At 72.5% G+C, this 22486-nt stretch carries 19 protein-coding genes; 13 read left to right on the top strand and 6 right to left on the bottom strand.

Going from position 1 to position 22486, the window contains the following annotated elements:
* Positions 1-24: 24 nt before the first annotated feature.
* From B1H29_RS23575 to B1H29_RS23555, 5 genes are all read left to right on the top strand, one after another.
* Positions 25-819 (top strand): helix-turn-helix domain-containing protein, encoded by a 795-nt coding sequence (locus tag B1H29_RS23575; protein WP_055417040.1) that lies wholly within the window; start codon positions 25-27, stop codon positions 817-819.
* Positions 812-1039 carry a DUF397 domain-containing protein gene (locus tag B1H29_RS23570; RefSeq protein WP_055417041.1) on the top strand — a complete coding sequence of 76 codons (228 nt, stop codon included), beginning with the start codon at positions 812-814 and terminating at the stop codon, positions 1037-1039. Before B1H29_RS23575 ends, B1H29_RS23570 begins: the two co-directional genes overlap by 8 nt.
* A 94-nt stretch (positions 1040-1133) precedes the next feature.
* On the top strand, positions 1134-1742 hold the full coding sequence (locus B1H29_RS23565; RefSeq protein WP_055417042.1) for a hypothetical protein: 609 nt from the start codon (positions 1134-1136) through the stop codon (positions 1740-1742).
* Positions 1743-1819: 77 nt separating this feature from the next.
* Entirely contained in the window at positions 1820-4102 is a 2283-nt protein-coding gene (locus tag B1H29_RS23560; RefSeq protein WP_055417739.1) for an ArnT family glycosyltransferase, read from the top strand.
* A gap of 158 nt (positions 4103-4260) precedes the next feature.
* Positions 4261-5106 carry an endonuclease I family protein gene (locus B1H29_RS23555; RefSeq protein ID WP_055417043.1) on the top strand — a complete coding sequence of 282 codons (846 nt, stop codon included), beginning with the start codon at positions 4261-4263 and terminating at the stop codon, positions 5104-5106.
* Positions 5107-5114: 8 nt separating this feature from the next.
* Here B1H29_RS23555 and B1H29_RS23550 read toward each other — a convergent pair whose 3' ends face one another.
* Entirely contained in the window at positions 5115-6800 is a 1686-nt protein-coding gene (locus B1H29_RS23550; protein WP_055417044.1) for a thiamine pyrophosphate-binding protein, read from the bottom strand.
* The gene (speB, locus tag B1H29_RS23545; protein ID WP_055417045.1) at positions 6797-7768 is read right to left on the bottom strand and encodes an agmatinase; all 972 of its coding nucleotides are present in this window, start codon (positions 7766-7768) and stop codon (positions 6797-6799) included. The genes B1H29_RS23550 and speB overlap by 4 nt, the downstream gene beginning before the upstream one ends.
* A gap of 252 nt (positions 7769-8020) precedes the next feature.
* Between speB and B1H29_RS23540 the strand changes: the two genes are divergently transcribed.
* A complete protein-coding gene (locus B1H29_RS23540; RefSeq protein ID WP_055417046.1) occupies positions 8021-9706 on the top strand; it encodes a helix-turn-helix domain-containing protein in 1686 nt (561 codons plus the stop codon).
* A 61-nt stretch (positions 9707-9767) separates the two neighbouring features.
* Positions 9768-10556 carry a phosphatase gene (locus tag B1H29_RS23535; protein ID WP_055417047.1) on the top strand — a complete coding sequence of 263 codons (789 nt, stop codon included), beginning with the start codon at positions 9768-9770 and terminating at the stop codon, positions 10554-10556.
* An 81-nt stretch (positions 10557-10637) separates the two neighbouring features.
* On the opposite strand, the gene B1H29_RS23530 is transcribed toward B1H29_RS23535, so the two are convergent.
* The 4 genes from B1H29_RS23530 to B1H29_RS23515 form a co-directional block, all read right to left on the bottom strand.
* The gene (locus tag B1H29_RS23530; protein WP_055417048.1) at positions 10638-11621 is read right to left on the bottom strand and encodes a cation diffusion facilitator family transporter; all 984 of its coding nucleotides are present in this window, start codon (positions 11619-11621) and stop codon (positions 10638-10640) included.
* 5 nt (positions 11622-11626) lie between these two features.
* Positions 11627-12499: an acyl-CoA thioesterase gene (locus B1H29_RS23525; protein ID WP_055417049.1), complete on the bottom strand. Its 873-nt coding sequence runs from the start codon at positions 12497-12499 to the stop codon at positions 11627-11629.
* A 19-nt stretch (positions 12500-12518) separates the two neighbouring features.
* Complete coding sequence (locus B1H29_RS23520) at positions 12519-13676, bottom strand: acyl-CoA dehydrogenase family protein (RefSeq protein WP_055417050.1); 1158 nt, start codon at positions 13674-13676, stop codon at positions 12519-12521.
* A 124-nt stretch (positions 13677-13800) separates the two neighbouring features.
* On the bottom strand, positions 13801-14448 hold the full coding sequence (locus B1H29_RS23515) for a TetR/AcrR family transcriptional regulator (protein WP_055417051.1): 648 nt from the start codon (positions 14446-14448) through the stop codon (positions 13801-13803).
* Between the two features lie 96 nt (positions 14449-14544).
* Between B1H29_RS23515 and B1H29_RS23510 the strand changes: the two genes are divergently transcribed.
* The 6 genes from B1H29_RS23510 (at position 14545) to B1H29_RS23485 (ending at position 22356) form a co-directional block, all read left to right on the top strand.
* Positions 14545-16161 (top strand): carboxyl transferase domain-containing protein, encoded by a 1617-nt coding sequence (locus B1H29_RS23510; RefSeq protein ID WP_055417052.1) that lies wholly within the window; start codon positions 14545-14547, stop codon positions 16159-16161.
* 11 nt (positions 16162-16172) lie between these two features.
* Positions 16173-18128: an acetyl/propionyl/methylcrotonyl-CoA carboxylase subunit alpha gene (locus B1H29_RS23505; protein ID WP_055417053.1), complete on the top strand. Its 1956-nt coding sequence runs from the start codon at positions 16173-16175 to the stop codon at positions 18126-18128.
* A complete protein-coding gene (locus tag B1H29_RS23500) occupies positions 18125-19105 on the top strand; it encodes a hydroxymethylglutaryl-CoA lyase (protein WP_055417054.1) in 981 nt (326 codons plus the stop codon). The genes B1H29_RS23505 and B1H29_RS23500 overlap by 4 nt, the downstream gene beginning before the upstream one ends.
* A 5-nt stretch (positions 19106-19110) precedes the next feature.
* Positions 19111-20271, top strand: a complete 1161-nt coding sequence (locus B1H29_RS23495) for an acyl-CoA dehydrogenase family protein (protein ID WP_055417740.1) — start codon at positions 19111-19113, stop codon at positions 20269-20271.
* Positions 20272-20403: 132 nt separating this feature from the next.
* Entirely contained in the window at positions 20404-21450 is a 1047-nt protein-coding gene (locus tag B1H29_RS23490; RefSeq protein WP_055417055.1) for an ABC transporter substrate-binding protein, read from the top strand.
* A 33-nt stretch (positions 21451-21483) separates the two neighbouring features.
* Positions 21484-22356, top strand: coding sequence for a siderophore-interacting protein (locus B1H29_RS23485; protein WP_055417056.1), 873 nt, complete (start codon positions 21484-21486; stop codon positions 22354-22356).
* Positions 22357-22486: the final 130 nt, after the last annotated feature.

Genomic DNA, 22486 nt, shown 5'->3' with positions numbered 1-22486 from the left:
CTTTGTCACACGGGAGTCGAACGGATGAGCAACATCTACGGGGACTGGCTCAAGCAGCAGCGGGAAGCCGCCGATCTGACGCAGCAGCGGTTGGCCGACATGGCCATCATGACGCGGTCGCACATCGCCCATATCGAGGCGGGGCGCCGGGTGCCGTCGAAGGAGGACGCGCGGCGGTTGGACCGGGCCCTGAACACGGGGAACGTGCTGAGCAGCTTCCTTCCGGAGGAGGAGGCCGCGGTCGCGGACTACTTCGAGGCGGCGCGGCTGCTCGAGTCACAGGCGGTGGCGATCCGGGAGTCGGCCGTGACGTTCGTTCCCGGGCTTCTCCAGACTCGGCCGTACGCGCGTGCCGTTCTCGGCACGACGTACCCGCCGTTGACCGGCGAGGAATGTGACAGGCGCCTCGTCACACGCCTTGAACGGGCGAAGGCTCTCGACGATCCGGTCACGCCCGTCTTCTGGGCGCTGCTGGACGAGGCTCTTCTGCACCGCGTGGTGGGGGACCGGCAGGTCATGGCGGGCCAGCTCGCGCACATGGCCGAGCTCGCGGAGGCAGGGCGTATCCGGGTGCACGTGATGCCCCGGGACCGGGGCGCCTATCCGGTGATGCAGAGCATGTTGAGCCTCATGTGGTTCGAGGACCAGCCGCCAGTGGCGTACTCGGAGGGCATCCACGTCGCCAAGATCCATGACAGTCCAGCCGTCGTCGAGCGATTGCAGGGCGCCTACTATCACGCGTTGAGCGATGCACTGTCGCTACGCGAAACGCTCGCCCTGCTCAAGTCGACGGCGAAGGACTACGAACACGATGCCTGAACGCCTCGTTCCGAACGCGGCCGCCCTTGGGGGCTGGCGCAGGTCCAGCTACAGCGGCAACGAGGCCGGTAGCTGTCTGGAGGTGGTGGACGGTCACCCTGGGGGGATACCCGTGCGGGATTCGAAGGTGCCGGACGGCCCGGCGCTGCTCTTCTCCGCAGTGGGCTGGGCGTCCTTCATCACCGCCCTCAAGCAAGCCCCCTCCACCCCGAAAACGTGAACACCCGAACCCGATCTGTCCTCCAGTCACTCATTCGAGCACCCAAAGGACAAACACCCCCCAACTGCTCACGCTTTTCCCGACCATAGGGACCATGAGCCCGGCCCCCTGGCACGACCGCGACCCGCTCAGCACTGGGCATGTCATCAGCACGGTGTGCGCACTCATGCGCACCGAAGGCCTGGACGTGTCGATGACCACCATCGCCCGCGCCTGCGGCACCTCGCGCAACTTCCTCTACTCGAACTGGAAGACCGCGTCAGCGCTCCACTTGCGCGCGCTGACGGCCGAACTCGCGCACGCCTTCGTCGTCGCCGACCGCACCCGCCCCAGCGACGGCACGGTGCGGGGAATCGCCGAGCACTTGACGGAGGTCGTCCGCGTCGTCCGACGCCACCCGACGACGGCGGCCGTCGCCCGCGCCTCCCCCACGGCGATGGCGCGGGCGCACACGGCGACCGACGGGCCCCTGGTGCGGACGGTGACGGAACGCGTCAGCGACCTGCTGCACCCCCTCGCCCCGCACGGCGGGGTGTGGAGCGATGACGCCCTGCGCTCCAGGCCGTGGAAGATCATGTGGGTCGCCCGCCCTGCCGCTCTCTGCCCCGAGGCCGTCGGCGACCCGGAGTGGGAGGCCACCCTGGACGGGGCCTTCGCCGAGCTGTCGCGCGATCTGCTGGCCCCCTGGGCCACGGCTGACTGATCCCGGCCCGGGCGATTCACAGCTCACCCCTGGTCGGAGCACAGCCCCCGCCCATCGGCCGTGGACACGGTGGCGTGGTGACATCTGCCACCGCTTCACCGCACGCGGCCGCCGAGCCGCCCGTAACGTCCCCGACCCCCGGCGCGCCACGATGGTCGCTGCCCGCCCTGCTGGCGATCCTCGCCCTGGCGGCGGGGCTGTACTCCTGGAACCTGTCCGGGGCCGGGTTGAACAGCTTCTACAGTGCCGCCGTGCTCAGCGGCACCGAGAGCTGGAAGGCGTGGTTCTTCGGCTCGCTGGACGCGGGGAACTTCCTGACCGTCGACAAGCCGCCCCTCGCCCTGATGGTCATGGGGCTCTCCTGCCGTCTCCTCGGGTACGGGACCTGGCAGATGATGCTGCCGCTGATCGGGGCCGCGCTGGCGACGATCTGGGTCCTGCACACGTCCGTGAAGCGGGTGTGGGGCCACGGTGCGGCGACCGTCGCGGCGCTGGTGCTGGCACTCACGCCGATCACGGTCGCCATCAACCGGGACAACAACCCGGACACACTCCTGGTGTTCCTGATGGTGGGCGGGGCGGCCCTCGGTCTGCGCGCGGTCCGCGACGGGCGGCTGCCGGCCCTGCTCGGCTCGGCGGTCTGCTTCGGGCTCGCGTTCAACACGAAGATGCTCCAGGGCTACATCGCGCTGCCGGCGGTCCTCGTCGTGTACCTGTACGCGACTGATCTCGGCTGGGCGAAGCGGATCAGGAACCTGGTGCTCGCCGCCGTCACCCTGACGGCCGCCGGTTTCTGGTGGGCGGCCGCGGTGTCCCTGGTACCGGCGTCCGAGCGGCCGTACATCGGCGGTTCGACGGACGGCACGGCCTGGGACCTGATCCTGGGCTACAACGGGCTCGGCCGGATCTTCGGCGGCGACGGCAACACGGGCGGGGGCGGAGGCGGCGGCTTCTCGGGCACCGCGGGCATCGGCCGGATGTTCAACGACGTCCTCGGCGGGCAGATCTCCTGGCTGCTCCCCTTCGCGGGCATCGCGCTCGTCGCCGGCCTGGTGCTGTGCGGCCGGGCGCCCCGCACCGACCTCACCCGCGCGGCGCTGGTGCTGTGGGGCGGCTGGACGGCGCTGCACTACCTGACCTTCGCCATGGCCGAGGGCACCATGCACCCGTACTACACGACCGCGCTCGCGCCAGGCATCGCGGCGCTGTGCGGGGGCGGCGGTGTCATGCTGCTGCGCGCCTTCCGGACGGACCGGCGGTGGGTGTGGGTGCTGCCCCTCGCCCTGGGAGTCACGGGCGCCTGGGCGATCGTGCTGCTGCGCCGCTCCGCCGGCTGGAACACCTGGCTGTGGCCGACGATCGCGGTGGTCATGGCCTTGGCGATCGCGGGGCTGCTGGTCTTCCGCTCCGGCCGCCGGGTGCGGCTGCTGGCCGTGTCCGTGGCCGCGGCCGTCGTCGCCGGGGTCGCCGGTCCGGCGGCGTACGCCTGGTCGGTGCCGTCCGGTTCGGGCGGCGGCATGGGCGGGACCAACCCGACGGCCGGCCCCTCGACGGGTGGCGGCACGGGCGGCCCGGGCGGCGGCGGCCGGGGCGCGTTCCCGGGCGGCGGAAACGTCGGGGGTCCCGGCGGGCAGCCGCAGAACGGACGGACCGACTCGGCCGGCGGCACCTTCCCGGGCGGCGGGAACGGCCAGGCCCCCGACGGCGCCGGGGAGGCGGGTGGCGCACCCCCGAACGGCACACCCCCGTACGGCACGGGCACGGAGAGCGGCACCGGCACGGAGAGCGGCACGGGAACGGAGGACGACACGCCCCCGGGCGGCGGCACGAGTACGGACGGTGGCACTGACGCGGAGGGCGGCACGGACGCGGACGGCGGCGCCGACGGCTTCGGCGGCGGCATGGGCGCCGGCGGCATGGGCGGTGCGAGCAGCGAGCTGGTCGCCTACCTGAAGAAGCACCAGGACGGCGCCAAGTGGCTGCTCGCGGTGTCGAGTTCGCAAAGCGCCGCGCAGCTCATCCTCAGCAGCGGTGAACCGGTCATCTCCATGTGGGGCTGGTCCGGCAGCGACAACGCGATGACCCTTGCCCGGCTCGAGGAACTGGTGAAGAACGGAGAGCTGCACTACGTCCAGGTGCGCGGCAAAGGCATGGGCGGCGGTATGGGCGGCGGCTCCGGGATCAGCTCCGAAGTCACCCAGTGGGTCCAGGAGCACGGCACGGCCGTCGAGGCGAGCGACTACGGCGCCACCTCCTCCTCCGGCTCCGACTCCGACTCCGACTCCTCCGGCGACGATTCCACCTCGCAGGCGGAGAACACCTCGGGTGTCTACCGGTTGGACCCCGCGGACGTGAGCTGACTCCCGGCGCAACCGGCACGGCGACACGGCGGCCCCTGACCACCACGGTCAGGGGCCGCCGTCACGCAATCGACACCCTGCGTACACCCCAACTCCCACATGTCCATGTCACGCTCGATCCACCGTTCCACTCAACACGCGTAGATCGGACACCCCACATGCTCGCGATACGCACACGGCGCCGGAAAGCGGTGGCCCTCGCCACGGCCGCCGTCCTCGCCGGCCTCACCGTCCCCTCCCTGACGGCGTCCTCGGCCACGGCGACGACCGCCACGCCGTCGACGACGACAACGACAGCGACCACCACCGCCTCGGACTACGACTCGACGTACTACGAGGACGCGATCGGCAAGACGGGCACGAGCCTCAAGTCCTCGCTGCACACGATCATCAGCGACCAGACGAAGCTCTCGTACTCGGCGGTCTGGAACGCGTTGAAGGCCACCGACCAGGACCCGGCCGACAGCGGCAACGTGATCCTGCTGTACTCGGGCATCTCCCGCAGCAAGTCCCTCAACGGCGGGGACACCGGCGACTGGAACCGTGAGCACGTGTGGGCCAAGTCCCACGGCGGCTTCGGCACCTCCACCGGCCCCGGCACGGACATCCACCACCTGCGCCCCTCGGACGTCCGCGTCAACGGCGTCCGGGGCAACAAGGACTTCGACAACGGCGGCAGCGGCTTCACCGACAGCGGCGGCAGCCTCACCGACTCCGACTCCTTCGAGCCCCGGGACGCCGTCAAGGGCGACGTGGCCCGCATGATCTTCTACATGGCGGTCCGCTACGAGGGCGGCGACGGCTGGGCCGACCTGGAGGTCAACGGCAGCGTCGACAACGGCAGCAGCCCGTACATCGGCAAGCTCTCCGTACTGAAGGCGTGGAACGAGGAGGACCCGCCGGACGCCTTCGAGGAGCGCCGCAACCAGGTCATCTACGACTCCTACCAGCACAACCGCAACCCGTTCGTCGACCACCCGGAGTGGGTCGAGGCGATCTGGTAGACGCCCCGTCAGCCCAGGTGCGTCGGCGCGAACATCCGCAGTACGGCGGGCAGGACGACCACCGACGGGCCTGGTGAGGCCAGCGCCTTCGCCAGGTCCGTCTCCAGGGCCCCGGGGGACGTACGCACCCCGGGGACACCGAAGGACTCCGCCAGTGCCACGTAGTCGGGGCGGGTCAGCTCCGTCGCCGTCGGCTGCCCGAAGGCGTCCGTCATGTACTCGCGCAGGATGCCGTAGCCGCCGTCGTCGACGATCAGCCAGGTGACGTTCAGGTCGTACTGGCGGGCGGTGGCCAGTTCGGCGACGGAGTACAGGGCGCCGCCGTCGCCGGACACCGCCAGGACCGGGTGGGTCGGATCGGCCACCGCGGCTCCCAGTGCCGCCGGGAAGCCGTAGCCGAGGCCGCCCGCGCCCTGGGCGGAGTGCATGGTGCCCGGGGCCTTGGCGTCGAAGGCCGACCATGCCCAGTAGGCCAGGATGGTCATGTCCCAGAAGGACGGGGAGCCGGCCGGGAGGGCCTTGCGGACGGCCGCCAGTACGTCCTGCTCCAGGGTGAGTTCCTGGGACGCGATGCGCTCGCGGACCTTGTCCAGCACCGCTCGTACACGCTCCGGGGCGGCCGGATCGGCGCGCTCGTCCACCGTCTCCAGCAGGGCCTGGAGGGCGAGGCGGGCGTCGGCGTGGATACCGAGCGCCGGGTGGTTGGATTCCAGTTTGCCGAGGTCGGCCTCGATCTGGATCACCCGGCCGCGCGGCTTGAACGTGTGGTAGTTCGAGGAGAGTTCGCCGAGGCCCGAGCCGACGACCAGCAGTACGTCGGCGTCCTCCAGGAAGTCCGTCGTGTGACGGTCCTCCAGCCAGGACTGGAGGGAGAGGGAGTGCGTCCACGGGAACGCCCCCTTGCCGCCGAAGGTCGTGACGACGGGGGCCTGGAGCCGCTCCGCCAGTTGCCGCAGCTTCTTCGACGCGTCCGCCCGTACGACTCCGCCGCCCGCGATGATCGCGGGGCGTTCCGCGCGCGAGAGCAGGTCGGCCGCCACCGCCGTCAGCTCGGGGCGCGGGGGCAGTTCCCCGGGGAGGGCGTCGCCGCCCGTCACCACCGGGATCGACGTCTCGGACAGGAGGACGTCCTGGGGGATCTCCACCCACACCGGTCCGTGCGGGGCGGTCAGCGCCGACGTCCACGCCTCCGCGATGGCGGACGGGATCTGGGACGGGGTGCGGACCGTGTGGACGGACTTCACCACGCCCCGGAAGGACGCCGCCTGGTCCGGGAGTTCGTGCAGGTAGCCGTGGCGGCCGCCGCCCAGGCCGGCCGTCGGGACCTGGCTGCTGATCGCCACTACCGGGGCGGAGGCCGCCCGTGCCTCCTGGAGGGCCGCCAGGGAGGTGAGGGCCCCCGGGCCGGTGGACAGGAGCAGCGGGGCCGCCTCGCCCGTGATCCGGCCGTACGCGTCCGCCGCGAAACCGGCGTTGTTCTCCACCCGCAGGCCGATGTAGCGCAGGTCCGAGCGGCGCAGCGCGTCGAACACGCCGAGGGCGTGCTGGCCGGGCAGGCCGAAGACGGTGGTCGCGCCGAGCCCGGCCAGGGTCTCCACGACCAGGTCTCCGCCGTTGCGGCCGGGAGGAGGATTCAGCGCGGCCTCCGCCTGGGCGGCGGTCGGACGGAGTACCAGGTCGTGGTCGTGGGTCACTGCGCTGCCTTCTCCTGGGCGATCCGGCGGGACATGATCGTGGTCAGTTCGTACGCGGTGTGGGACGCCGCGACCGAGGTGATCTCCGCGTGGTCGTACGCGGGGGCCACCTCGACGACGTCGGCCGACACCAGGTTGCAGGATGCCAGGCCGCGCAGGATCTCCAGCAGCTCGCGGGAGGTCATGCCGCCCGCCTCGGGGGTGCCGGTGCCGGGGGCGTGGGCGGGGTCCAGGCAGTCGATGTCGATGGAGATGTAGAGGGGACGGTCGCCGATGCGCTGGCGGAGCTGGTCGGCGACCTCGTCGGCGCCGCGGCGGTAGACGTCCGCAGAGGTGACGATGCCGAAGCCCATCTTCTCGTCGTCGGTGAGGTCCTGCTTGCCGTACAGCGGGCCGCGGGTGCCCACGTGGGACAGCGCCGACGTGTCGAGGACGCCCTCCTCCACCGCGCGCCGGAACGGGGTGCCGTGCGTGTACTCGGCGCCGAAGTAGGTGTCCCAGGTGTCCAGGTGGGCGTCGAAGTGGAGCAGGGCGACCGGGCCGTGCTTCTTGGCGACCGAGCGCAGCAGGGGCAGGGCGATGGTGTGGTCGCCGCCCAGGGTCATCAGGCGGGCGCCCGTGCCCAGGAGGTCGTCGGCGGCGGCCTCGACGGTCTCGACGGCCTCGTTGATGTTGAAGGGGTTCACGGCGATGTCGCCGCCGTCCGCGACCTGGGCGAGGGCGAAGGGGGAGGCGTCCTGGGCCGGGTTGTAGGGGCGCAGCAGGCGGGAGGCCTCGCGGATGGCGTTGCCGCCGAAGCGGGCACCCGGCCGGTAGGAGACGCCCGAGTCGAACGGCACGCCCACCACGGCGACGTCGGCCGAGCCGACCTCGTCCAGGCGGGGCAGCCGGGCGAAGGTCGCGGGGCCCGCGTACCTCGGCACGCGGGAGGAGTCGACGGGACCGCGGGGCGTCTCGTTGCTGCTCATGTACTGCCTTCCTTCTTACGCTTCGTCGCGTATGTACTACTGCTGTCCGACTCTACTGGTGAGCCGGTACCGCCGGTTCGGACAGGGGTTTCGGGGCGATGGGACTGTCCGGTGGCGCCTCGCGGGACATCCGCCCGTACCCGCGGCCGCCGGTCCGGATTCCGGTCCGGGTTGACACTAGGTGGCCGAAAAGCGGCTGCGAAGTGTACGTTTCATCCATTCGCGATCGCTCAGATGGAGGGAACATCCATCATGCGGGAGCCGACCGCCCCTCCCACGCCTCCCACTCCCCCGGTGTCCCTCGCGGCTCTGCTCTCCCGCGACGGCCTGGCCCTGCGCCAGATCGCCGGGCCGCCGGCCGCGGGGGTGACGATCCGCTGGGCGCACACCTCGGAGATGTCCGATCCCTTTCCGTACCTGCTGGGCGGAGAGCTGCTGCTGACGGCGGGCGTGCACATCCCCGCGGGGACGGCGGACCCGGGGCCGTACTTCGACGACTACGTCTCCCGGATCGTGGCGGCCGGCGGCGCCGCGCTCGGTTTCGGGGTGGCGCCGGTGCACGACACCGTGCCGGGGGCGCTGGTCGCGGCCTGCGAGGCGTACGGGCTGCCGCTGGTGGAGGTGCCGCCCGGGACGACGTTCTCGGGCGTGGCCCGCGCGGTGTGGCAGTTGATGGCGCAGGCCCGGCTGGCCGAGCTGCGCCGGGTCTCCGAGGCCCAGCGGGGCCTGGCCGCCGCGGCCTCCCGTCCGGATCCGGTGCCGTCGGTTCTGCGCCGGCTGGCCGCCCGGCTCGACGGGCGGGCGGTGCTGTACGGGCCGGAGGGCGCGGAGATCGCGGCGGCGGGGCGGGAGCCCGGGGGCGAGGTGCGGCGGGCGCTGGCGGAGCTGGCCCGGTTCGTCACCGGCCACGCCTCCACCACCGCCACGGACACGGTCGCCGGCCGCCGTCTCGCCGCGTACGCACTCGGCACGGGGCAGGGTTTCGTCCTCGGGGTCGCCGCCCCGCACCGGGAAGCCGGGGACCACACCATCGCGTCGGTCGCCGCCGTGCTGCTCTCCCTCCTCACCGGCGAGCACCAGAGCGGCACGGGCGCGGCCCGCTCCTCCGCGCTCGTACGGCTGCTGCTGGGCGCCCGCCCCGAGGAGGTCGCGCCCCTGCTGGGCGGAGCGGACGGCGAGGGTGGCGCCCGGTGGCACGTCGTCCACGCCCGCCCGGACACCGGGACACCCGACCCGGTCTCCGCCTCGGCCCTGGGCGCGGCCCTCGGCTCCCCGCTGGTCGACCCGGCCGGGGACGTCGTACGGGTACTCGTCCCGGCCGCTCCCGAGCCACCACCCGACGGCCGGGAACCGGGTGGCGCACCGACGCCCTCACCCACCGGACCCCACCGGCCCGCCCCCGAGACGCCCACCGCGGGCGCGGACTCCGGGGGCGGGGCGGCTCCCGACGCCCGGGCGGAGCCGGGGGCCGGAACCGGGGGCGGGGCAGACCCGGGAAGCGGGGCCGGAACGGGCCCGGGCGGCCGGGTGGGGCCGGCGCCGCAGGCCGGGTGGACGCTCGGTGTCAGCGCCCCCGTCGCCCCCGCCGAGTGGCCGGCCGCCGATGTCCAGGCGGCCCGCGCCCTGGCCCGGGCCAGGGCCACCCGGGTGCCGCTGGTCCGGCACGGCGCGCGGCCCGCGCTGGCCGACCTCGTGCCGGACGGCGAAGCCGAGGCGCACGCGCGTGCGCTGCTCGCGCCGGTCGCGGCCGTCCCGGCGCTGACCGAGACGCTGCGCACCTGGCTCTCCCTGCACGGGAGCTGGGACCGCACCGCCGTCGCCCTGTCCGTGCACCGCAACACCGTCCGGCAGCGCGTCGCCCGCTGCGCGGCCCTGCTGGACACCGACCTCGACGACCCGGACGTACGGATGGAGTTGTGGTTCGCCCTGCGAAGGTGACCCGCGTCCCAGCGTGCGATATGGCCAAGACGCCGACTGGCGGCTGCCTCACAATGGAGCCATGCCGATACCCGGGACACCCAGCCGCGCCGAACTCGCCGAACACCTCGTCAGAACGCGCATCGCGGGCGACGTCGCCACGCCCCGCGAGAACAACCTCTCCCACTACCGGAAGCTGGCGAACGGCGACCGCAACTACTGGTTCGGCCTGGAGCTGGGCGACCGCTGGAGTGACGAGCAGGACGTGCTCGCGGTGATGGCGGAGCGGGTCGGCGTCAACGACGACCCTGAATACCGGTACGGCCAGGACACCATCGACCCCGAGCTGACCGTGGCCGCGCTGGAGCGCATGGCCGGGCGGCTGCGCAAGGCCGCCGACGGCGGGCAGCGGGTGCTGTTCGCGACCGGCCACCCGGGCGGCCTGCTCGACGTGCACCGCGCCACGGCGGACGCGCTGCGCACCGCCGGATGCGAGATCGTCGTCATCCCGGAGGGGCTGACCACGGAGGAGGGATACGTCCAGCAGTTCGCGGACGTGGCGGTGCTGGAGCACGGTGCCTCGCTGTGGCACACCCATTCCGGTGAGCCGATGAAGGCGATCCTCACGGGTCTGGAGCGCGCGGGCCGCCCGCTGCCCGACCTGGTCGTCGCCGACCACGGCTGGGCCGGTTACGCCGGTCAGCACGGCGTCGACTCCGTCGGTTACGCGGACTGCAACGACCCGGCGCTCTTCCTCGCCGAGTCCGAGGGCACCCTCCAGGTCGCGGTGCCCCTGGACGACCACGTGGTCAGCCCCCGCTACTACGACCCGATGACGGCGTACCTGCTGGCGGAGGCGGGGCTGAAGTAGCGCCCCGCCGCTCCTCCCCGCCACCACCCCGCCACCCCGTCGCCCAGACGGCCCGTCACGGCCCGACGGCCCGACGGCCCGTCACGGCCACGGGTTCAGTCCCTCCGAGCGGCGCTGCGCGAACCCGGGCGTCGGGTCCAGGTAGACCCGGCGCACCATCGGGAACTCCTCCCGCAGCCGCTGCTCGGCCCGCTCGCACGCCCACTCGACCTGCGCCGCCGTCGCCACGTCCCGGAAGTCGACCTTGGCGGCGACCAGCGCCTCCCGCGGACCCTGCACGAGGGTGGTCAGCTCCAGTACGGCCTCGATGTGCTCGACGGCCACCAGTTCCGCCCGGATGCGGTCTCGCACGGTGCGCGGCAGCGGGCGGCCGATGAGGAACTCGGCGTTGGAGCGGCCCAGCACCCAGGCGACGTACAGCAGCAGGGCGCCGATGCACAGGGAGGCCGCGCCGTCCCAGGCGCCGGAGCCGGTGAGCTGCCCGCCGAGCAGCCCGCCCGCGGCCAGCAGCAGGCCGGCGAGGGCGGCCGAGTCCTCCATGACCACGGCCTTCACGGCGGTGTCGGGGGTGCGGCGCAGGTAGCGGCCGAAGGGCACCTTGTAGTGGCGGGCCTCGCCGCGCGCCTGTTTCAGGCCGGTGCGCAGGGAGTAGCCCTCCAGGAGGAAGGCGACGGCCAGGACGAGGTACGCCACCAGCGGGTCGCCGGGTTCCTCGCCGTGGGTGAGGGCGTGGACGCCGTCGTAGAGGGCGAAGACCGCGCCGCCGACGAAGGTGGCGACGGCGGCGAGCAGGGCCCAGATGTAGCGTTCGGGGCCGTGGCCGAGGGGGTGGTCCTCGTCGGCGGGGCGGGTGCTGCGTCTGAGTGAGGTCAGCAGCAGGACCTCGGTGACGGTGTCGGCGACCGAGTGCGCGGCCTCCGACAGCATCGCGCTGGATCCGCTGATCACGCCGGCCACCGCCTTGGCGATGGCGATGCCCAGATTGGCGAGGGCGGCGACGATCACCGTGAAGGTGCTGTCGCCGCCGCCCGTCGTGCCGTGTGCTTCCCGTGCGGGTTCCGCCATGCCCCTCAGTGTTCCCGAGGGACGCGCACCACGCCTTCCTGGATGACCGAGATGGCCAGCCGTCCGTCCTCGGTGAAGATCCGGGCCTGGCCGAGGCCCCGGCCGCCGGACGCGGACGGCGACTGCTGGTCGTACAGCAGCCACTCGTCGGCGCGGAAGGGCCGGTGGAACCACATCGCGTGGTCCAGCGAGGCCCCGACGACGTCCCCGACGGCCCAGCCGCCGCGGCCGTGCGCGAGCAGGACCGAGTCGAGCAGGGTCATGTCGGAGACGTAGGTGGCGAGGACGACGTGCAGGAGGGGGTCGTCCGCGAGCTTGCCGTTGGTGCGGAACCACACCTGGGAGTGCGCCTCGCGGGGTGCGCCGAAGTCACCGAAGGGCGGGTCGTCGACGTAGCGCAGGTCGACGGCGGCGCGGGCCTGGAGGAAGCGTTCGACGGTGTCGGCGGGCAGGTGCGGGTAGCCGCGCAGCCGTTCCTCGCCGGTGGGGAGGGTCGCCGGGTCCGGTGCGGCCGGCATCGCGGCCTGGTGGTCGAGGCCCTCCTCGTACGTCTGGAAGGACGCCGACAGGGTGAAGACCGGCTTGCCGTGCTGGACGGCGACCACGCGGCGCGTGGTGAAGGAGCGGCCGTCGCGCAGCCGGTCGACGTTGTAGACGATGGGGGCGCCGGGGTCGCCGGGGCGCAGGAAGTACGCGTGCAGGGAGTGCGCGTGCCGGTCCTCGGGGACCGTGCGCCCGGCGGCGACCAGGGCCTGGGCGGCCACCTGCCCGCCGAAGACCCGGGGGACGACGGCGGAGCGGGAGTGGCCGCGGTAGATGTCCTCCTCGATCCGCTCGAGGTCGAGCAGGTCGAGGAGGGACTGGAGTGCGTCGCTCATGTCCTGGGGACTCTGTGGTCTACAGGCCCATGTTCTTCGCGATGATCATCTTCATGACCTCGCTGGTGCCGCCGTAGATGCGGTTGACGCGGTTGTCCGCGTACAGGCGGGCGATCGGGTACTCGTTCATGTAGCCGTAGCCGCCGTGGAGCTGGAGGCAGCGGTCGATGACGCGGTGGGCGACCTCGGTGCAGAACAGCTTGGCGCTGGCGGCCTCGGCGGGGGTGAGCTCGCCGGCGTCCAGGGCCTCGGTCGCGCGGTCGGCGACGGCCTCGGCGGCGTCCACCTCGGCCTGGCAGGCGGCCAGCTCGAACTTGGTGTTCTGGAAGTGGGCGACCGGCTTGCCGAAGACGGTGCGGTCCTGCACGTACTGCTTGGCGAACCGGACGGCGGCCTTGGCCTGGGCGTAGGCGCCGAAGGCGATGCCCCAGCGCTCGGAGGCCAGGTTGTGGCCGAGGTAGTGGAAGCCCTTGTTCTCCTCGCCGAGCAGGTCCTCGACGGGCACCTTGACGTCGACGAAGGCCAGCTCGGCGGTGTCGGAGGTGCGCAGGCCCAGCTTGTCCAGCTTGCGGCCCACCGAGTAGCCCTCGGACTTGGTGTCCACGGCGAACAGGGAGATGCCGTGGCGGCGGTCCTCGGCCGTGGGCGCGGCGGTGCGGGCACAGACGATCACCTTGTCGGCGTGCACGCCGCCGGTGATGAAGGTCTTGGCGCCGTTGAGGACGTAGTGGGTGCCGTCCTCGGAGAGCTTGGCGGTGGACTTCATGCCGGCGAGGTCGGAACCGGTGCCCGGCTCCGTCATCGCGATCGCCCACATCTCCTCGCCGGTGACGAACTTCGGCAGGAAGCGCTTCTTCTGCTCGTCGGTGGCCAGCATGTTGATGTACGGCAGGGCGAGCAGCACGTGCACGCCGGAGCCGCCGAACTGGACGCCCGCGCGGGCGGTCTCCTCGTACAGGACGGCCTCGAACTTGTGGCTGTCCATGCCCGCGCCGCCGAACTCCTCGGGCACGTTGATGCCGAAGATGCCCAGCTCGCCGAGCTTGTGGTAGAACTCGCGCGGCGCCTGGCCCGCGGCGAACCACTCGTCGTAGACGGGGACGACCTCGGCCTCGATGAAGGCGCGGATGGTCTCCCGGAACGCCTCGTGGTCCTCGTTGAACACCGTACGGCGCACCGCGCCACCTCCAGGGTACGTATCTAAGCGCTTGCTCAGACTTCACCGTACCGGCGGGTAGGGAGAGGCGTCCAGACCGGGAGGCGGGTAACCCTCGTCACTCCCCCGCCCCCGCCGCCCCCCTTCAGCCGGCGGCCACCGCCGCGAACGCCCCCCGCGCCATCCGGTGCAGCAGCGACGCCGTCACCGCGCGGCCCGGCAGGGAGCCGGGGCGGCCCAGGTGCGGGGTGGAGTTCAGGAGGCCGAAGACCGAGTGGACCGCCGAGCGGGCGGCGGGCTCGGCCACGGCCGGATAGACCTCGCGGAGCACGCCGACCCACAGCTCGACGTACTGCCGCTGGAGCTGGCGCACCATCTTGCGGTCGGCGTCCCGGAGGCGGTCCAGCTCGCGGTCGTGCAGGGTGATGAGCGGGCGGTCGTCGAGCGCGAAGTCGATGTGACCCTCGATGAGCGAGTCGAGGACCGCCTCGGGCCCCGCCGCGCCCCCGGCCCCGGGTCCCGCCCCCGGCCCCGCGCCGGAGCCGGTCACCCGCTCGGCCTCCGCCAGCCGCCGCTTCGCCCCGGTCAGCAGCGAGTCGCTGATCCCGACCAGCAGTTCGGCGAGCATCGCGTCCTTGCCGGCGAAGTGCCGGTAGAGGCCGGGGCCGCTGATACCGACCGCGGCGCCTATCTCGTCGACGCCGACCCCGTGGAAACCGCGCTCGGCGAAGAGCCGGGCAGCCTCCTTGAGGATCTGCTCGCGGCGGGTGGGGGCGTCGGTTCTCGTGGCCATGGAGTCGATTCTAGACAGGGAGGTTAGCGGTCGTTAACCTGAAGGAAATGCGTTAACGCTCATTAACTGATCGACCATCGGTGAGGGGACCGCAGGATGCACGAGGCACCGGAGCTGACGACGGCGGCAGATCCCGCGTCGGAGGCCTTTCGGGCCAACGAGGAGGCGCACCGCGTCCTCGTTCAGGAGCTGCGCGCCAAGCTCGCGGCGGCCCGGCTGGGCGGCGGGGAGCGGGCGCGGGCCCGGCACACCGCGCGCGGCAAGCTGCTGCCGCGCGACCGCGTGGACACGCTGCTCGATCCGGGCTCGCCCTTCCTGGAGCTGGCGCCGCTCGCGGCCGACGGGCTCTACGACGGACAGGCCCCGGCCGCCGGCGTCATCGCCGGGATCGGGCGGGTCGGCGGCCGGGAGTGCGTGATCGTCGCCAACGACGCCACCGTCAAGGGCGGCACGTACTACCCGATGACCGTGAAGAAGCACCTGAGGGCGCAGGAGGTGGCGCTGGAGAACCGGCTGCCGTGCCTGTACCTCGTCGACTCGGGGGGCGCCTTCCTGCCGATGCAGGACGAGGTCTTCCCGGACCGCGAGCACTTCGGGCGGATCTTCTACAACCAGGCCCGGATGTCCGGCGCCGGCATCCCGCAGATCGCCGCCGTCCTCGGCTCCTGCACGGCGGGCGGCGCGTACGTCCCGGCGATGAGCGACGAGGCGGTGATCGTCCGCGAGCAGGGGACGATCTTCCTGGGCGGCCCGCCCCTGGTGAAGGCGGCCACCGGTGAGGTGGTCACGGCGGAGGAGCTGGGCGGCGGCGAGGTCCACTCACGGGTGTCCGGGGTGACCGACCACCTGGCCGAGGACGACGCGCACGCGCTGCGGATCGTGCGGCAGATCGTCTCCACGCTGCCCGGACGCGGCCCGCTGCCCTGGGGCGTGGAGCCCGCCGTCGAGCCCAAGGTCGACCCGGACGGGCTGTACGGCTCGGTCCCGGTCGACTCCCGCACCCCCTACGACGTCCGCGAGATCATCGCGCGGGTGGTGGACGGCTCCCGGTTCGCCGAGTTCAAGTCCGAGTACGGGCAGACCCTGGTCACCGGTTTCGCCCGTATCCACGGCCACCCGGTGGGGATCGTCGCCAACAACGGCATCCTCTTCTCCGAGTCGGCCCAGAAGGGCGCCCACTTCATCGAGCTGTGCGACCAGCGCGGCATCCCGCTGGTGTTCCTGCAGAACATCTCCGGGTTCATGGTCGGCAGGGACTACGAGGCCGGCGGCATCGCCAAGCACGGCGCCAAGATGGTGACGGCGGTGGCGTGCACGCGGGTGCCCAAGCTGACGGTCGTCGTCGGCGGGTCGTACGGCGCGGGGAACTACTCGATGTGCGGGCGGGCGTACTCGCCGCGCTTCCTGTGGATGTGGCCGGGCGCCAAGATCTCCGTCATGGGCGGCGAGCAGGCCGCGTCCGTGCTGGCCACGGTCAAGCGGGACCAGTTGGAGGCCCGCGGACGGGACTGGCCCGCCGAGGAGGAGGAGACCTTCAAGGCGCCGATCCGCGCGCAGTACGAGCACCAGGGGAACGCCTACTACGCGACCGCCCGCCTGTGGGACGACGGGGTGATCGAGCCCGCCGACACCCGGCAGGTGCTGGGCCTGGCCCTGACCGCGTGTGCCAACGCGCCACTGGGCGAGCCCCAGTTCGGCGTCTTCCGGATGTGAGGAGGGGACTTATGTTCGACACGGTACTGGTGGCCAACCGCGGTGAGATCGCGGTGCGTGTCATCCGGACCCTGCGCTCGATGGGCGTGCGCTCGGTGGCGGTCTTCTCCGACGCGGACGCGGACGCGAGGCACGTGCGGGAGGCCGACGAGGCGGTACGGATCGGTCCGGCGCCGGCGGCGGAGAGCTATCTGTCCGTCGAGCGGTTGCTGGAGGCGGCGGCCCGGACGGGGGCGCAGGCCGTCCATCCCGGGTACGGCTTCCTCGCCGAGAACGCCGGTTTCGCGCGGGCGTGCGAGGAGGCGGGGCTGGTCTTCATCGGGCCGCCCGCCGACGCCATCGCCCTGATGGGCGACAAGATCCGTGCCAAGGAGACGGTGCGGGCGGCCGGAGTGCCGGTCGTCCCCGGCTCCAGCGGCAGCGGGCTGACGGACGCGCAGCTCGCCGACGCCGCCCGCGAGATCGGGACGCCGGTGCTGCTGAAGCCGTCGGCCGGCGGTGGCGGCAAGGGCATGCGGCTGGTGCGGGACGCGGCCGTGCTGGCCGACGAGATCGCCGCCGCCCGCCGCGAGGCCCGCGCATCCTTCGGCGACGACACGCTGCTGGTGGAACGGTGGATCGACCGGCCCCGGCACATCGAGATCCAGGTCCTGGCCGACGGCCACGGCAACGTCGTGCACCTGGGCGAGCGCGAGTGCTCGCTGCAACGCCGGCACCAGAAGATCATCGAGGAGGCGCCGAGCGTGCTCCTCGACGAGGCGACCCGCGCCGCGATGGGCGAGGCGGCCGTACAGGCGGCGCGCTCGTGCGGGTACCGGGGCGCGGGCACGGTGGAGTTCATCGTGCCGGGCGAGGACCCCTCCCAGTACTACTTCATGGAGATGAACACCCGCCTCCAGGTGGAGCACCCGGTGACCGAGCTGGTCACCGGCCTGGACCTGGTGGAGTGGCAGTTGCGGGTGGCGGCGGGCGAGCCGCTCGGCCTCGCGCAGGAGGACGTCCGGCTGACCGGGCACGCGATCGAGGCGCGGCTGTGCGCGGAGACCGTGTCCGTCAAAGAGGGCGCGCGCGGTTTCCTCCCGTCCGGCGGCACGGTGCTGCGGCTGCACGAGCCCGAGGGCGACGGCGTCCGCACCGACTCCGGGCTCAGCGAGGGCAGCGAGGTCGGCAGCCTCTACGACCCGATGCTGTCCAAGGTGATCGCCTACGGTCCCGACCGCGCCACCGCGCTGCGCAGACTCCGGGCGGCCCTGGCGCGGACGGTGACGCTGGGCGTGCAGACCAATGCCGGGTTCCTGCGCCGGCTGCTGGCCCACCCGGCGGTGGTGGCGGGCGAGCTGGACACGGGGCTGGTGGAGCGGGAGGTCGACGGCCTGGTCCCCACGGACGTACCGGAGGAGGTGTACGAGGCGGCGGCGGCCGTACGGCTGGACGCGCTGCGACCGCGCGGCGACGGCTGGACGGACCCGTTCTCGGTGCCGAGCGGCTGGCGCACGGGCGGCGAGCCGAAGCCGGTCGCCTTCCACCTGCGGATCACCGACCCGGTGGAGCACACCCCGCGCGGCACCCACACCGTCACCGAGGACCGGGTGGCGGTGACGCTGGACGGCGTCCGGCACACCTTCCACCGCGCCGCCGACTGGCTGGGCCGCGACGGCGACGCCTGGCACGTGCGCGACCACGACCCGGTCGCCGCCTCCCTGACGGGCGCGGCCCACGCGGGCGGCGACTCGCTGACCGCGCCCATGCCGGGCACGGTGACGGTGGTGAAGGTCGCCGTCGGGGACGAGGTGGCCGCCGGGCAGAGTCTGCTGGTCGTGGAGGCGATGAAGATGGAGCACGTCATCTCCGCCCCGCACGCCGGCACGGTCGCCGAGCTGGACGTGGCACCGGGCACGACGGTCGCCATGGACCAGGTGCTGGCGGTCATCACACCCACCGACGACGGGGCAAAGGAGACGGCGTGAACGCCTGCGAACTGGGCCTGCCCATGGCCGTACCGGAGGAGGGCCTGCCCTCGCGGGTCCGCGTCCACGAGGTCGGCGCCCGCGACGGCCTCCAGAACGAGAAGGCGACCGTTCCGGCTCAGGTGAAGGCGGAGTTCATCCGCCGCCTGGCCGCCACGGGACTGACCACCATCGAGGCGACGAGCTTCGTGCACCCCAAGTGGGTGCCGCAACTGGCGGACGCGGAGCAGCTCTTCCCGGCGGTCGCCCACCTGCCGGTCGAGCTGCCGGTGCTGGTCCCGAACGAACGGGGCCTGGACCGGGCCCTGGCGCTCGGCGCCCGCCGCGTCGCGGTCTTCGCCAGTGCCACGGAGTCCTTCGCCAAGGCCAACCTCAACCGCACGCTCGACGAGGCCCTGACCATGTTCGAGCCGGTGGTGGCGCGGGCGAAGGAGGCGGACGTCCACGTCCGCGGCTACCTCTCGATGTGCTTCGGCGACCCGTGGGAGGGCCCGGTCCCGGTCCTCCAGGTGGTGAAGGTCTGCCGCGCCCTGCTGGACATGGGCTGCGACGAACTGAGCCTGGGCGACACGATCGGGGTGGCGACCCCGGGCCAGGTGAGCGCCCTGCTCGGCGCGCTCACCGCGGCCGGTGTGCCGGTGAGCGCCCTGGGCGTCCACTTCCACGACACCTACGGCCAGGCCCTGTCCAACACGCTGACCGCGCTGCGGCACGGCGTCACGACGGTCGACGCCTCCGCCGGCGGACTGGGCGGCTGCCCCTACGCGAAGTCCGCCACCGGCAACCTCGCCACCGAAGACCTCGTGTGGATGCTGCGCGGCCTCGGCATCGACACCGGGGTCGACCTCGGCCGTCTCGTCGCCACCAGCGTCTGGATGGCCGCCCACCTGGGCCGGCCCAGCCCGTCCCGCACCGTACGAGCCCTGGCACACCAGGACTCGGCCGGCTCCGACGCCGACTCCCACAAGGATCAGTGACCACCATGGACCACAAGCTCAGCCCCGAACTCGAGGACCTCCGCCGCACGGTGGAGGCGTTCGCCCACGACGTCGTGGCACCCAAGATCGGCGACTTCTACGAGCAGCACGAGTTCCCGTACGAGATCGTCCGGGAGATGGGCCGCATGGGCCTGTTCGGCCTGCCGTTCCCGGAGGAGTACGGCGGCATGGGCGGCGACTACCTCGCCCTCGGCATCGCGCTGGAGGAGCTGGCCCGCGTCGACTCGTCGGTGGCCATCACGCTGGAGGCCGGCGTCTCGCTGGGCGCGATGCCGCTCCACCTGTTCGGCACCGAGGAGCAGAAGCGCGCGTGGCTGCCCCGCCTGTGCTCCGGGGAGATCCTCGGCGCCTTCGGCCTGACCGAGCCCGACGGCGGCTCGGACGCGGGCGCGACGCGGACCACGGCCCGCCTGGACGAGGCGACGGACGAGTGGGTCATCAACGGCACCAAGTGCTTCATCACCAACTCCGGCACCGACATCACGGGCCTGGTGACGGTCACGGCGGTCACCGGCCGGAGGCCGGACGGCCGGCCCCTGATCTCGGCGATCATCGTCCCGTCCGGCACCCCGGGCTTCACGGTGGCCGCCCCCTACTCGAAGGTCGGCTGGAACGCGTCGGACACGCGTGAGCTGTCCTTCTCCGACGTCCGGGTCCCGGCGGCGAACCTGCTGGGCGAACAGGGCCGCGGCTACGCCCAGTTCCTGCGCATCCTCGACGAGGGCCGGGTCGCCATCGCCGCGCTGGGCACGGGGCTCGCGCAGGGCTGTGTGGACGAGTCCGTCAGGTACGCGAAGGAACGCCACGCCTTCGGCAGGCCGATCGGCGCCAACCAGGCCATCCAGTTCAAGATCGCGGACATGGAGATGAAGGCCCACACGGCCCGCCTCGCGTGGCGCGACGCGGCCTCCCGCCTGGTGGCCGGCGATCCCTTCAAGAAGGAGGCGGCGCTGGCCAAGCTGTACTCGTCGACGGTGGCCGTGGACAACGCCCGCGAGGCCACCCAGATCCACGGCGGCTACGGCTTCATGAACGAGTACCCCGTGGCCCGCATGTGGCGGGACGCGAAGATCCTGGAGATCGGCGAGGGCACGAGCGAGGTCCAGCGGATGCTGATCGCACGGGAGTTGGGACTGCCGGGCTGAGGCGCGAGCCCTCCGGGCCGGGGCCGCTTTCGACCTCGGCCCGGACCACCCCCTGGACATGATCTGAGGTTAGGCTAACCTACCTTGGACTTGTCCTGCGGACGCTCCGCACCGTTCGAAAGCAGCCACGCCATGTTCAACGCCAGAGCCACCCACCCGACCCGACGCGGCATTCTCGCCGCCGGCGGCGCGCTCGGCCTCGGTGCCGTGCTCGCGGCCTGCGGTGACGAGGACGCGAACAGCGGTGGAGCCGGCAAGGACACGGGTTCCGCCAAGTCCGGCCCCTGGTCCTTCGAGGACGACCGCGGCACGACCGTGAAGCTGGACGAGGTCCCGACGAGGATCGTCGCCTTCACCGGTGTCGCCGCCGCCCTGTACGACTACGGCATCGAGATCGAGGGCGTCTTCGGCCCGACCAGGACGCCGGACGGCAAGGCCGACGTCCAGGCCGGCGACATGGACGTCAGCAAGCTGACGATCTTCGGCAACAAGTTCGACAGCTTCAACGTCGAGCAGTACGCCGCCTTCCGGCCCGAGGTCCTCCTCACCACGACGTTCGACGACGCCGGCACCCTCTGGTACGTCCCGGAGACCTCCAAGGACAAGATCGCCAAGCTCGCCCCGAGCGTGGCGATCTCGGTCTACGACCGCCAGCTCCCCAAGCCGCTCCAGCGGATGGCCGAGCTGGCCGAGTCGCTGGGCGCCGACATGAAGGCGACGAAGGTCGTCGAGGCGAAGAAGAAGTTCGAGGCCGCCGCCGAGCGGCTGCGCAAGGCCGCCAAGGCCCGCCCGGAGATCAAGGTGCTGGCCGGCTCGGCCGCGCCGGACCTCTTCTACGTCTCCGGCTCGAACTACTCCGTGGACCTGGAGTACTTCAAGGCCCTCGGCGTGAACATCGTGGAGCCCCCGGAGGAGGCCAAGAAGGCGACCGGCGGCTGGTTCGAGAGCCTGAGCTGGGAGAACGCCGACAAGTACCCGGCCGACGTCATCATCATGGACGACCGCGCCTCGACCATCCAGCCCGCCGACATCACCGAGGGCACCTGGAAGGCGCTCCCCGCCGTCAAGGCCGGCCAGGTCATCTCCCGCTCCCCCGAGCCGATCCTGTCCTACGACAAGTGCACGCCGCTGCTCGACAACCTGGCCGAGGCGATCGAGAACGCCAAGAAGGTCCGCTGACCTCTCGCCCTCCCCCTCCTCCCGGAGCACTCCATGACGACGGCCGTGGCCGCCCCGTTCCGCTTCTTCTCCCTCCAGGTCGTACGGACGAGGCGGCTCGGCCCGTCCCTGGCCCGGGTCACCTTCGCGGGGCCCGACCTGCGCGCCTTCCACTCCGACGGGCGCGACCAGTCCCTGTCGCTGTTCCTGCCGCACCCGGGCCAGCCGGAACCGGCGGTGCCGATCGAGCTCGGGGACGGCTGGTGGCAGGGCTGGCGTGAACTGCCGGACGACGTACGCGCGGTGATGCGCTCGTACACGCTGCGGTCCCTGCGCCGGGACGCCCACGGGGACACCGCCGAGATCGACATCGACTTCGTGCTGCACGGTGTCGGGCCGGCCGGGCCGGGCGCGTCCACCGTCCAGGCCGGCCCCGCCGCCCGCTGGGCCGCCGACGCCGCCCCCGGCGACCGGGTCCTCCTGCTCGGCCCGGCGGTCGCCGACAACCGGGCCATCCGCTTCCGGCCGCCCGGGGACACCGACCTGGTCGTGATCTGGGGCGACGAGACCGCCGTACCGGCCGCCTGTGCCATCGTCGAGTCGCTGCCGGCCGGCACCCGCGCCCGGGTCTGGCTGGAGGTGCCGCACGCCGGGGACGTACAGGACCTTCGCACCGCGGCGGACGCCGAGGTCACCTGGCTGGTCAAGGACGCCGCCGACGGCCCCGAGGCCGCACTCGCCACCCTCCGCGCGGCCCGGCTCCCGCCCACCGGCCACCCGTACGTCTGGATCGCCGGCGAGTCCGGCCGCGTCAAGCGGTTGCGCCGGCACTTCGTGGGCGAACGGGGCATCGACCGCCGCCGGGTCACCTTCGTCGGCTACTGGCGCCAGGGCCTGACGGAGGAGCAGCTCCGCGAGCAGGGCTGACCGACGGCCCCCGCCTGCCGCCGCGAGGCTCCAACTCACCGTCCGTGACCGCCGGATGGGGCGGGAGTGACGGCAGTCACGTGCCGGCACACGTGTGATCAACTAAAGTTAGGTTAGGCTAACCTAAGTC

The sequence above is a fragment of the Streptomyces pactum genome, from assembly GCF_002005225.1.
Classification (GTDB): Bacteria; Actinomycetota; Actinomycetes; order Streptomycetales; family Streptomycetaceae; genus Streptomyces; species Streptomyces pactum_A.
Note: the sequence above shows the minus strand (reverse complement) of the source record. Positions and strands in the feature narration are given on the sequence as shown.